Source organism: Bifidobacterium tibiigranuli (genome assembly GCF_009371885.1).
GTDB lineage: Bacteria > Actinomycetota > Actinomycetes > Actinomycetales > Bifidobacteriaceae > Bifidobacterium > Bifidobacterium tibiigranuli.
In genome coordinates, this window is sequence record NZ_QLZA01000008.1 from 136,103 (window position 1) to 148,408 (window position 12,306).

At 61.1% G+C, this 12,306-nt stretch carries 10 protein-coding genes; 5 read left to right on the forward strand and 5 right to left on the reverse strand.

Features of this window, described 5'->3' with window-relative positions; genetic code table 11:
• Positions 1–422 precede the first annotated feature (422 nt).
• Positions 423–746 (reverse strand): type II toxin-antitoxin system PemK/MazF family toxin, encoded by a 324-nt coding sequence (locus tag DDF78_RS08195; RefSeq protein WP_152581342.1) that lies wholly within the window; start codon positions 744–746, stop codon positions 423–425.
• On the reverse strand, positions 733–978 hold the full coding sequence (locus tag DDF78_RS08200; protein ID WP_152581341.1) for a type II toxin-antitoxin system RelB/DinJ family antitoxin: 246 nt from the start codon (positions 976–978) through the stop codon (positions 733–735). Before DDF78_RS08200 ends, DDF78_RS08195 begins: the two co-directional genes overlap by 14 nt.
• A 326-nt stretch (positions 979–1,304) precedes the next feature.
• Here DDF78_RS08200 and purF point away from each other — a divergent pair, with 326 nt between their 5' ends.
• The 5 genes from purF (at position 1,305) to DDF78_RS08225 (ending at position 9,956) form a co-directional block, all read left to right on the forward strand.
• Positions 1,305–2,822: an amidophosphoribosyltransferase gene (purF, locus tag DDF78_RS08205; protein WP_152581340.1), complete on the forward strand. Its 1,518-nt coding sequence runs from the start codon at positions 1,305–1,307 to the stop codon at positions 2,820–2,822.
• A gap of 159 nt (positions 2,823–2,981) precedes the next feature.
• The gene (purM, locus tag DDF78_RS08210; protein WP_152581339.1) at positions 2,982–4,016 is read left to right on the forward strand and encodes a phosphoribosylformylglycinamidine cyclo-ligase; all 1,035 of its coding nucleotides are present in this window, start codon (positions 2,982–2,984) and stop codon (positions 4,014–4,016) included.
• A 212-nt stretch (positions 4,017–4,228) separates the two neighbouring features.
• Positions 4,229–5,527: a phosphoribosylamine--glycine ligase gene (purD, locus tag DDF78_RS08215; RefSeq protein ID WP_152581338.1), complete on the forward strand. Its 1,299-nt coding sequence runs from the start codon at positions 4,229–4,231 to the stop codon at positions 5,525–5,527.
• Positions 5,528–5,829: 302 nt separating this feature from the next.
• Positions 5,830–7,299 carry an alpha/beta hydrolase-fold protein gene (locus DDF78_RS08220; protein ID WP_152581337.1) on the forward strand — a complete coding sequence of 490 codons (1,470 nt, stop codon included), beginning with the start codon at positions 5,830–5,832 and terminating at the stop codon, positions 7,297–7,299.
• Entirely contained in the window at positions 7,296–9,956 is a 2,661-nt protein-coding gene (locus DDF78_RS08225) for a bifunctional lysylphosphatidylglycerol flippase/synthetase MprF (RefSeq protein ID WP_152581336.1), read from the forward strand. The genes DDF78_RS08220 and DDF78_RS08225 overlap by 4 nt, the downstream gene beginning before the upstream one ends.
• 158 nt (positions 9,957–10,114) lie before the next feature.
• Here DDF78_RS08225 and DDF78_RS08230 read toward each other — a convergent pair whose 3' ends face one another.
• Genes DDF78_RS08230 through purE form a run of 3 tightly spaced genes read right to left on the reverse strand, consistent with a single transcriptional unit; the run spans position 10,115 to position 12,261 of the window.
• Positions 10,115–10,555 (reverse strand): Fur family transcriptional regulator, encoded by a 441-nt coding sequence (locus DDF78_RS08230; protein ID WP_152581438.1) that lies wholly within the window; start codon positions 10,553–10,555, stop codon positions 10,115–10,117.
• A gap of 52 nt (positions 10,556–10,607) precedes the next feature.
• On the reverse strand, positions 10,608–11,780 hold the full coding sequence (gene purK / locus DDF78_RS08235; protein WP_152581335.1) for a 5-(carboxyamino)imidazole ribonucleotide synthase: 1,173 nt from the start codon (positions 11,778–11,780) through the stop codon (positions 10,608–10,610).
• On the reverse strand, positions 11,764–12,261 hold the full coding sequence (gene purE, locus DDF78_RS08240) for a 5-(carboxyamino)imidazole ribonucleotide mutase (protein WP_152581334.1): 498 nt from the start codon (positions 12,259–12,261) through the stop codon (positions 11,764–11,766). Before purE ends, purK begins: the two co-directional genes overlap by 17 nt.
• Positions 12,262–12,306: the final 45 nt, after the last annotated feature.

Sequence of the window (12,306 nt, forward strand, 5' to 3'; positions counted from 1 at the left end):
CATGAAGCTTTCAAGTCATGTTGCGTGTGGTTTGCTTGCCCTTCGAGCTTCGACACGTGGGAAATCGGTTGGTCGGACATAGGTATCTGCGTTATGTGAGGCGTTAACTTGGCCTTGCGGAGGTCTATCTGCGTTGCGTGAGGCGCTAATTCCTTGGTATCCCAAGTACCGTTGGCCGAAAACGGCGGTTCTGGGCCGTCTGATACTCGCAGCTCTGCAAATTAGCGCCTCACGCAACGCAGATAGACCTCCGCAACACCCCAATAACGCCACACATAAGAGAGATACGTGATTTTGAGCTGCGAATTGCAATCAGGAGACCATAGCAACCTGCCCTAGGCATCGGCACAGCGACTAGGACTTCGGTCGCGCATATTCAAACGCAAAAAATCCCCTATGCCTGCCGCCTTCAGCCTAGAACTTTAGGACAACCCCAGCATCCGCACGAGTCCCCGATTAACTTCTTTCATGATGTCATCGCCTGCCACGCCACAACGATAACCGAGCAGCCTACGATCTACAGTGACGATTTTATCGGTCATAATATAGCTGACCTTCTTCAAACCATTTTCTGCGGCCGGGTCTACCCGCACCCGCGTCGAAATGTCAGAGGAATCGTATGACGTCAGCAAGCAGGTGACGATGGAATCGAAACCATCGATCGAATCGTTTTGCACAATAACGACCGGGCGAGGCTTGCTCGCATACCCGTCAGCCTGCAGCGTCCAAATTTCACCGCGTTTCATCGGACAGCCTCAACGCGAGCCGACTAGCGTAGTCCGTAGCATCGTTTTCGGAAGAAAAAAGCTCCGGCTCCTCATGCGCAAGCCTCACCTCATAAGGAAAGCCACGGTACTCGTTGAACGCGTTGATGAACATGCGCAGAGCATCGGCCGGCGTAGTGCCCAGTCGCTTGGTGGTCTCCTTGAACAAAGCCGCCTGATTGTCATCAACACGGGTAGCAATTTGCATACTCATAATATCTCCTTTAATCATTCTGATAACATTCTATATCAAAATCAACCGGATTTGGAGATACCTATTTATATGCAGTTCGCATTTCACTCGCAACGATATGATGCTCAGTGTACCGTCGTCACATGGGGCTGGGCAGAGACGATGACCTTGCCGGTGCGGATGCTGCAGAATAAGCTCGGCACTTTCATTGAGCGTCTCATCTGCTGTCCGGCTCCTTCCCCACACGCCACACCCCACTCACGTCACACCGATGTAGCCTGCGATTGGTAGGGTAAACCCGTAAACACGTCTTCTCTATCTCCCTGCCTCGCGAAAGGGGATCTGGTTTGTCGGTTGAACTTGAGGACATCCATGAGGAATGCGGTCTTTTCGGCGTCTGGGGCCATCCCGATGCCGCTCGATTGACCTACTTTGGTCTGCACGCGCTGCAGCACCGCGGCCAGGAGGGGGCCGGCATCGTCACGAACGATCACGGCCGGCTCATCGGGCACCGCGGCCTGGGCCTGCTCACCCAGGTCTTCTCCGACGAGCAGGAATTCTCCCGGCTTTCAGGCGAGCACGCGGTGGGCCATGTGCGCTACGCCACGGCCGGCTCGAAAAGCGTGGACAACATCCAGCCTTTCCTCTTCCGTTTCCATGACGGCGATATGGCATTATGCCACAACGGCAATCTGACGAACTGCGTTTCGCTGCGCACCAAGCTGGAGGACGAGGGCGCGATCTTCCGCTCGGATTCCGACACCGAAGTGCTCATGCATCTTATTCGCAGATCATCGCAACCCGACTTCATGGGCCAGCTCAAGGAATCGCTGAACATCGTCCACGGCGGCTTCGCCTACCTGCTCATGACCGAGCATGCGCTTATCGGCGCGCTGGACCCCAACGGCTTCAGGCCGCTGTCGCTGGGCCGCATGACCAACGGCGCCTATGTGCTCGCTTCGGAGACCTGCGCACTGGACACCGTGGGCGCGCAGCTCGTGCGCAATATCGGCCCCGGCGAAATCATCATCGTGGATGACAGCGGCTACCGAATCGAGCATTACACCGACAAGACGCAGCTGGCGATCTGCTCCATGGAATTCATCTACTTCGCCCGCCCGGATTCCAACATCTACGGCATCAATGTCCACTCGGCCCGCAAGCGCATGGGCAGGAAGCTGGCGCAGGAGCATCCGGTGGACGCCGACATGGTGATCGGCGTGCCGAACTCCTCGCTCTCCGCCGCCTCCGGCTACGCCGAAGAGAGCGGGCTGCCCAACGAAATGGGACTCATCAAGAACCAGTACGTAGCCCGCACCTTCATCCAGCCGACCCAGGAGCTGCGCGAGCAGGGCGTGCGCATGAAGCTTTCGGCCGTGCGCGGCGTGGTCGAGGGCAAGAAGGTCGCCATCATCGATGACTCGATTGTGCGCGGCACCACCTCCAAGCGCATCGTGCGCCTGCTGCGCGAGGCCGGAGCGGCCGAAGTGCATATGCTCATCAGTTCGCCGCCGCTCAAATACCCCTGCTTCTACGGTATCGACATCGCCACGACCAAGGAGCTCATCGCAGCCAAGAAGTCAGTCGATGACATGCGCGATTACATCGGCGCTGATTCCTTGGGCTTCCTCAGCCTCGACGGGCTGGTGGAGTCGATTGGCATGCAGGAGGACGCGCCTTATGGCGGGCTGTGCGTCGCCTATTTCAACGGCGACTACCCCACCGCATTGGACGACTACGAGCGCGACTTCCTGCGCTCGCTCACTCCCGAAGACCGCACGCGGCTGCCCAAGTACGCCCGCGAGATCAGCCGCTACGCCGACAACGAGTACCGGGCGCAGCCGGCCTACGGACCGACAGCGTAACCGCTTAACCCGCCTGTCATGCCGCAACCGTGCTGTGCAAAATCACAGCATAGCAACCGACAGCACAGCAACCCGTAGCACAGAGCAACCCACAACGCAGTCACGATTTTCAATATATTGCCCAATCAACATCAAGCCACACCGAAGGAAAGGTCCGCCATGCCACAAGCCTATGAACACGCTGGGGTCAGCGTCGAAGCCGGCTACGAAGTCGTCCACCGCATCGCCTCGCACGTCGAGCGCACAAAGCGCTCCGGAGTCGTGGGCGGCATCGGCGGCTTCGGCGGCCTCTTCGACCTCGCTTCGCTTGGCTACCGCGAACCGATGCTCGTTTCGGGCACCGACGGCGTCGGCACCAAGCTCATGGTGGCGAAAATGGCCGGCAAGCACGATACCATCGGCATCGATTGCGTCGCCATGTGCGTCAACGACATCGCCGCGCAGGGTGCCGAACCGCTGTTCTTCCTCGACTACATCGCCTGCGGCGTCAACGATCCGGCACTGCTTGAGCAGGTCGTCGCCGGCGTGGCCGATGGCTGCGTGCAGGCCGGCTGCGCGCTCATCGGCGGCGAGACCGCGGAAATGCCGGGCATGTATGACGCGGACGAATACGACTTGGCCGGTTTCACGGTCGGCGTGGCGGAGAAGTCGGCCATCGTCGACGGCTCCGGCATCGCGCAGGGCGATACGCTTATCGGCCTGCCCTCCACAGGCGTGCATTCCAACGGCTTCTCGCTGATACGCAAGGCCCTGTTCGAACAGGCGGGCTACAGCGTCGACACCACGCTCGACGAGCTGGGTGGCAAATCCCTTGGAGACGTGCTGCTCACCCCTACGAAGATCTATGTCAAGGCGCTGCAGCCGCTGTTCAAGGCCGGCCTTGTCAAAGGCGTCGCGCATATCACCGGCGGCGGCTTCATCGAGAACATCCCGCGCATGATTCCGGACGGCCTGGCTGCCAGCATCACGCTCGGCAGCTGGGATATCCCGCCGATTTTCGACGTGATCGAGCACGCCGGCGACATCGATCACGAGGAGATGTTCAACGTGTTCAACATGGGCATCGGCATGGTGCTCGCCGTCGATTCGAGTCGTGCCGACGAGGCGCTTGACCTGCTGCGCTCCATAGGCGAGGATGGCAAGGTCATCGGCGCAATCGTCAAGCGTGGCGACGCCGACGTCGAGCTGCGGTAGTTTCTGCTGCAAGGCTTACAGTAGAGACAGCACTTGCAGCCTGCAATAGGCAGCAACAGCAATGGCAACAGCAACACAGTGGTAATAAACACAGTGACAGTAGAACGGAAATCAGCAATCCGTCCATCAGGCGGCGTCGCATACGATTTGCGACCAGGCCGGACGGCAGACAATACGACAACACCATCACAGGAATCACAAGGAGCGTTGATATGGGCATGAAGGTTCTGGTCATCGGTTCGGGCGCACGCGAGCATGCGATCGCATACACTCTGCTGCGCGGCGACAGCGTGCAGGAGGTGACCGTTGCCCCGGGCAACCCCGGCATGGAGGCGGACGGCATCCGGACTACGCGGCTGAGCCCTGCGAACCACGCGGCGCTTATCGACTTCGTCAAGGACAATGACTACGACTGGGTGTTTGTCGGCCCTGAAGTGCCGCTGATCGAAGGCATCGTCGACGATTTCGCCACCGCTGGCATCAAGGCCTTCGGCCCTGACAAGGCCGCCGCGCAGATCGAAGGCTCGAAGGATTTCGCCAAGCAGCTCATGGAGCGCCACGGCATACCGACAGCCGCATACCAGGTCTTCACCGATCTGGAAAGCTCGCAGCGCTATGTGCGCGAGCACGGCGCCCCCGTCGTCGTCAAGGCCGACGGCCTGGCAGCGGGCAAGGGCGTGACGGTGGCTATGGACGAGGGCACCGCGATGCAGGCACTGGACGACATCTTCATCGATCGCCGCTTCGGCCAGGCGGGTGCCAAGGTCGTAATCGAGGACTTCTTGGAAGGTCAGGAGTTCTCGCTGATGTGCTTCGCAAACGGCACCGATTTCTGGCCGATGCCCATCTCGCAGGACCACAAGCGTGCCTATGACGGCGACGAGGGCCCGAATACGGGCGGCATGGGCGCGTACAGCCCGGTGCCGCAGATCGGCCAAGACGTTATCGACGAAGCCATCAACGCCATCATCCGCCCGACCTTGGCGGCTATGAGCGAGGAAGGCACGCCATTCACCGGCATCCTCTACGCCGGCCTGATCGCCACGACCGACGGCCCAAAGGTCATCGAGTTCAATGCACGCTTCGGCGATCCCGAAACCGAAGTCATCCTCCCCCGGCTCACCTCCGATCTGGGCGCTGGCATCAGCGCGATACTCAACGACGAAACGCCGCAGTTCGACTGGGCCCATGGCAACGCCACTGTGGGCGTCATCCTGGCCTCGGCCGGCTACCCGGATGAGCCCGTCACTGGGGCCGCGATTCCGGCGATTCCTGACAGAGCGAACACCCATGTCTTCTACGCAGGCGTCAAGAATGCGGAGCATCAAGGCGAGAGCGCAGATTCGGCTGCATCTCAGCTGGTTTCCGATTCCGGGCGCGTCCTGCTGGTGGAATGCACCGCCGCCGACATCGCCACCGCACAGCAGCAGGTCTACGAGCTGCTTGATTCGCTGGATGTCACCGGCCTGTTCTATCGCCACGACATCGGCGCAAAAGCTCTGAACCGCTAAGTTCCTAAGACGCTACGCGGCTGATTCACGCTGGGCGATTCCACGCTGGGCGCATCGCCAGCTCATGGTTGCCCAGAGAGGCAGGGCCGTAGTACACGGCCTTGCCTCTCTTGCATTCAGCCCGATGCTCAACCGGGCATTCATACACATTTGTACCGATTCATACAGATTCTGTGTCATCATCCTGATGGATGAGGATACATCCCCTCGGAAAGGACTAGTATCGTCAGGCGTCCGTAATTAACACATAGTGAAGCAATCAACATACCGATGAGCCAACACACCGGCGGAAAGGGGGCGTGATGAACGCTTTCCTGCATATTCATCTGCTGACCGGCTGGCTGCCGATATGCGTGTTCGGAGCCACGCTCATCTGCCTCGCCGCCGTTCTGCTCATGAAGCCCGACAAGGGTCGGCGCAAGACGATGCGCTGGGAACTCGTGGCGGCGCTGATCGGCGCGGCGGCCGGCTTCGCACTGATCTGGCTGCTTTCCGATGTTCTGCTGGTGTTCGGCGTCAGCGTCGGATGGCTGGTCATGTCGGTCATCACCGTGGTCAGCGCACTGGCCTGCTGGCTGATTGTCACCGTCATCGATTCACGGCATAAGCGGCGCATCTTCGCCATCGCAGCCATTCCCCTCATCGTCGGGAGCTGCGCGCTGCAGATCAATATGATCTACGGCGAATACACCACCGTCGGCTCGCTGTTCAACATCGCGACCTACGAGCATCTCGATACGACGATCTACGCGAGCAACGGCACCATCAGCGTGGACGCCTGGCGTCAACTGGTGCGCGATGGACATGCGCCCGCCATACCCGAGCATGGCAAGATAAGCGCAATCACCATCCCGCCAACGGTCTCCGGATTCGCCGCGCGCACGGCCGACGTCTATCTGCCGCCGGCCGCTCTGAGCAAGCATCCGCCGAAGCTGCCCGTGATGATCATGCTCGCCGGGCAGCCGGGCAGCCCTGACCGTTTCTTCGGAGCCAGCAAGATCGCCGCCATGCTCGACGAGTATGCCGCCTCCCATGACGGATTGGCTCCCGTCGTGGTCTCCCCCGACCAGAACGGCGCGGTGACCCATAACTCTCTGTGCGCTGACACGCCGGTGTACGGCAATGCGGAAACCTACCTGACCGTGGATGTGACCAATTGGGTCAAAAAGAACCTGCCTGTCGCTTCATCATCGAACCAGTGGCTCATCGGCGGCTTCTCGCAAGGGGGCACCTGCAGCACGCAGCTAGGGCCGGCGCATCCGAAGATATACGGCCATATCTTCTCCGCCGACGGGGAGCTCGAACCTACCGATCACACGCGCGAAGATACCATCAACCGTTACTTCGGCGGGGACGAGCAAGCCTACGAGCTCCACGTGCCAGCACATATCATCGCCCAGCACGCCCCGAGCAATCAGACGATGTTCTCCGTCGCCGGAGCGTGGGACTCAGGTTCGCGGCACAACCAGCTGGCCATCGGCCAGGCGGCCGTGCGAGCCGGCATGCAGGTGACCGCAGTGACCGCACTGAACTCCGGGCATGACTGGCATAGCGTCCAAGCCGGTCTGCGTCCGGCCTTGGAACGCTTCTGCGCGCAAACCGGTCTGGGTACGCAGGTCACGCCGCTGGGCAAGTTCAGCAACCTCAGGGAAGTCAACATTCCCCCGGTGCCGATGGCTCCCAAACATTCCATGAGCAGCGCCCGCGTACACCGCGCTTCCGAACGCGGCACCGCCACCAATGACATCAGCATAGGGAAAGACATACAATGAACGGCACCGCTACATCCAAGCGCGCATCCAGACACTCCAGCTGGGCACCTTTGGGCACCGATCTGCGCTCATGGCTCTCCGACCATCTGTTCGCCATCATCATCACCGGAATATTCGTAGCCGCCAATATCGTGCGTTGGATATGGCTTGCGGTGCTTCGCCTCAGCGTCGCGGCATCGACGCCATCGCCCAATGCCATGCGCCGGCCGACTATGCCGGGGGCAGGTGCGGGGCATGGCGCCAATCCTGCCAATGCGCAGGACTTTCTCTTCGCGCAATTCACCCATTTGCTCGAGTCCACATTCTTCGTGCACGGCCCGATAGCGCTGCTCATTTTCGCGGCGCTGCTGCTCGGCGGCATAGGATTCGCCCAATCCCGATTCGGCACAGCCAGAACCGCAGTGCTGCTCGTAGTCAATACGGTGGCGGGAATCGCGCTGGGACTGCTGGTGTGCGTCCTCGTCAACCGGCCGCTGGTGAACTGGATATGGCTGCGGCACGTCACGGTTTCGCTTTCGCCTTTCATCCTGGTGGCTGGCGTGGTCATGGCCGCCAGCGCCTTCACCTCGGCGCTGTGGCAGCGCAGGATCACGCTGCTGTGCTATGCGTTCGTCAGCGCCGAATTGCTTTTCAGCGGCAATCCTGGCGATTACTGCACGCTGGCAGTGGTGGTGCTGGGGCATATCGCTGGCCGGCTCCTGCGGCGCTACGACCAGCGTGACGCGCAATCCATGTCGCCGGCCGAGCGCGCCGACGAGGCCGCCCGTACGATGTGGTGGCGTGGCACGGACTATGAGATGCGCAGGCTGCTGGCGGCAGTGCAGCTCATTCTGGCGGTCGGGCCCGTACTGGCCATTACCTCGCACATCCACGCCGGCATCCTGACCAATCTGGGATTGTTCATGAGCAACAGCTTCGGCGACGATACGCTGATGAACGTCTGCACCGCAAACAACTCGGCAAGCAGCTGCATCGCCCTGGCTGGCGTGCACCATGCGGCTTTGCTGGTCGTGTGGATCGGGGTGCTGCTGCCCGTCGCCGCCTTGGCTACCGTGGCCTGGGGACTGTATCGGGGAAGAAGGCTCGCCGCCTGGACCAGCATTCTGTTCAACACCGCAACGGCTCTGTTCGTGCTCATCGACTATCTGGTATTCCCGCTGGTGTTCAATCTCACCGACAAGGCAGCGGAGCACCATTATGCGCTGACGCCTGATTTCATCGTCACCACGCTGCCGCCGCTGATTCTCGCCATCATGATTGCGCGCAATCTGGCACATTTCCCGGTCCCGACGACCAGACGTCACATCCTGCGCGGCAGCATTGCCGTCGCTGCGGGAGCACTTGCCTTGGGAATCGTCTATGTGTTCGCCGGGTTGACCCATCCGCGCGACTTCGTCCCCAAAGCCCGCTTCTCGACGCTGGTGCTCGATATTCTGCACCGTTTTCTGCCAGTGGGATTCGCCGGGCGCATCACGCCGACCTTGCGTCCTCGCACCATAGGGATGAGCATGCTTGCGCAGCTGCTGACAGTTGCGCTCTGGCTGATTGTGCTGGCGGTGTTCCTGCTGTGGTTCCGTGACTCCCCCGACTCGTCAGGCCGCGGCAGAACGGCCGCCGGGCGGCTGGTCGAGCAGGACGGCGAATCAATGAGCTTCATGACCACCTGGGAGGGCAACCGCTACTGGTTCTCCGCCAGCGGGCGCAGCGCGATAGCCTATCGCGTGCTTCACGGTGTGGCGCTGACCGTGACCGGACCCTTCGGCGATCCGACGGAATACGCCTCCTCGTTGCGCGAGTTCATCCGCTTCTGCGCTCGCCAATCATGGTCTCCGGCTTTCTACGCCGTGCATGAGGCCATGCGCGAGGAATTGGAACGTCTGGGATGCTCCTGCATGAAGGTGGGCACCGAGATGATCGTGATACCCGGGCAGTGGCAGACCAAAGGCAAGAAATGGCAGGACATCCGCACCGCCATCAACAAGGCGAAGCGCAGCGGCGTCACCGATGTGCTCACGACCTTCGAAGGCGCGGGGTGGACGGTGCAGCAGCAGATCGTCGGCATCTCCGAGCAGTGGGCGCAGCTCAAGGCGCTGCCCGAGATGAAGTTCACGCTCGGCGGTGTCGAGGAGCTGAGCGACGAGCGTGTTGCGCTGCTGTACGCAGTCGATGCCGATGGCGTGGTGCAGGGCGTCACCAGCTGGATGCCGACCTATCGCGGCGGCCGCGTCATCGGCTGGACGCTTGATTTCATGCGGCACCGCACCGACTCCCCCAACGGCATCATGGAGTTCCTCATCGCACGTATGGCCGAACGGCTGCGCGACGAAGGCGAGAAGGATCCCGCGCATGCCGCAGAGTTCATGAGCCTATCGGCGGCACCCCTAGCCGGATTGGGCGGCGAAGACACGCAGAGCACGGCTGACGCCGAGATCATCGAGCATGCGATGCAAATCGTCGCCGATATGCTCGAACCGGCCTATGGCTTCAAATCGTTGTTCTTCTTCAAACGCAAGTTCCAGCCCGAAGAGGCGCCAATCTATCTGTGCTATCCGGATCCTGCCAAGCCTGCGCAGATCGGACTCGCCGTCGTCAGCGCCTACGTGCCCGAATTCAAGGCCTCGCAGATCGCCGAGATGCTCAAAACGATGCGCGGGTAAAACCGAAACCGCGCCGAATTCCCACTGCCTACTAGTAGTTTCGTCACGCAAATCGGTCTATTTGCGTGACGAAACTACTAGGAAAGCGGTCTGCTCGTACGTTTGTCACGCAACCTCGCCTCTTTGCGTGGCAAACGTACAAGTAAAACGTTCTACCGCTATTCCTGCGCTTGCATCGCCTGGCAGTCGGGACACAGTCCGAACACTTCGACCGTATGCGAGATGACCGTGTAGCCGTGCTCCTGCGCCACTTTGCGCAGCCAATTCTCGTCCGGCGGATCGATTTCCACGGTTCTGCCGCACTGCTCGCATACCAGATGATGGTGGTGCCCGCTCTCGTCGCAGATGCGGAACATCTGCTGCTCGTTGAGGCGAATCGTGTCCGCTCTCCCCTTGGCAGCGAGCCCGTTGAGTTGCCGGTAGACGGTGGCGAGCCCGATGTGCTCACCTTGCTCGGCGAGCTGGCGGTGCAGATCCTGCGCTGAAACGAAGTCCTCGCAGCCGCGCAATGCCTGCAGCACGGCATCCTTCTGCTTGGTATGCCGCTCCGCCGGCTTTTTCACAGCTATCGCCACGCCGCCATTCCTCTGTATCGTCATCGCATCACGCATCATCATGTCGCCCCAATCGAAACCGCTGGTTACAGTGATTCTAGTCGTTCAGATCGTTCCAGCAACCGGTTTCTTCCAGAGCGTCGACAGTGGCGGCCATATCGTCGGTGAGCACGGTGATATGGCCCATCTTGCGATTGTGCTTGACTTCGGCCTTGCCATAGTCGTGGACGTTCCATTCGGGATGCTTGGCGATCAGCGCCCGCGTGGGGGCGACGTGCTGGCCGAGCACATTGACCATGACCGCCGGGCTGAGCAGACGCGGCTGTTCGAGCGGCCAGCCCACGATGCCGCGCACATGCGCGTCGAACTGGTCGAGCGAGCAGGCCTCAATCGTGTAATGGCCGGAATTGTGCGGCCTGGGCGCCAGTTCGTTGACCACCACGCGGCCGTCCTTGGTGATGAACAGCTCGATGGCCAGCGTCCCTGCCAGCTCGAAGCCCTTAGCCAGTCGCACGGCGAGCTCATGCGCCTCGCGCTCGATGCGCGGCTCGACTTGCGCCGGGGCGATCGTCAGATGCAGGATATTGTTGCGATGCTCATTGCGCACGATCGGGAAGGTCACCAAATCCGTGCCGTTGCCCGATACCAGAATCGAGGCCTCGAAGGCGAAATCGACGAAGCCTTCGAGAATCGAGGCGGGGAAGCTCCCCTCCTCCTGCGCACGGGCAAGCACGCGGTCCAAGTCGTCGTCGCTGCGCAGCACATCCTGGCCGTGGCCGTCATAGCCCCCGCAACGGGTTTTGAGCACTGCCGGGTAACCGATCTCCTGAACCGCCGCACGGAGGCCCTCGGCGTCGTCCACGGCCTTCCACGGGGCCGTCGGCGTGCCATGATCGTTGATGAACTGCTTCTCATGCACGCGGTCCTGCGTCACGCGCAGCAAATCGGTGCCCTGCGGCACTGCGGCCAGGTCGCGCACCTCGTCGATGGCGTCGGCGTCCACATTCTCGAACTCGTAGGTGAGCACGTCGCTGCGCTCAGCCAACTCGTGAATCGCATCCTTGTCGTCGTATTCGGCGACGATCTGGAAATCAGCCACCTGCGCGACCGGACAGTCAGGCGTCGGGTCGAGCGTGCCCACGCGGAACCCGTGGTATTTCGCGGATATGGCCATCATCTGGCCGAGCTGGCCGCCGCCGATGATGCCGATGGTCGCACCTGGCATCAGCTGAGAGATTTTCCCGTTCGTTTCCTCAGACAAGCTTGGCATTGGACGCCTCCACAGAATCTTTGAGTTCTTCGCGGTAGTCATGCAGCGCATCGGCCAGCCGCCCGTCATTCGTGCTCAGGATGCTCACTGCAAGCAGACCAGCGTTGCTGGCTCCTGACTTGCCGATCGCCGTGGTCGCCACCGGGATGCCAGCCGGCATCTGGACGATGGAGAGCAGCGAGTCCCAGCCGGACAGCGCGTGCGATTGCACCGGCACGCCGATAACCGGCAGCGTGGTCTGCGCGGCGACCATGCCGGGCAGGTGAGCGGCACCGCCAGCCCCGGCGATGATGACCTTGAAGCCCTTGGCACGGGCGCCGTTCGCAAACTCGGCCATCAGCTCGGGCGTGCGATGTGCGGATATCACCTGCTTGAAATATGGCACATCGAAACGATCGAGGATGTCACAGGCATGCTTCATCGTCTCCCAATCGCTCGCCGATCCCATGATCACCGCCACTTGCGGGGTGCGCTCCGGCATAAGGAACCTCCAAAATTTAACGGTCACAACATGACCCACTGTACG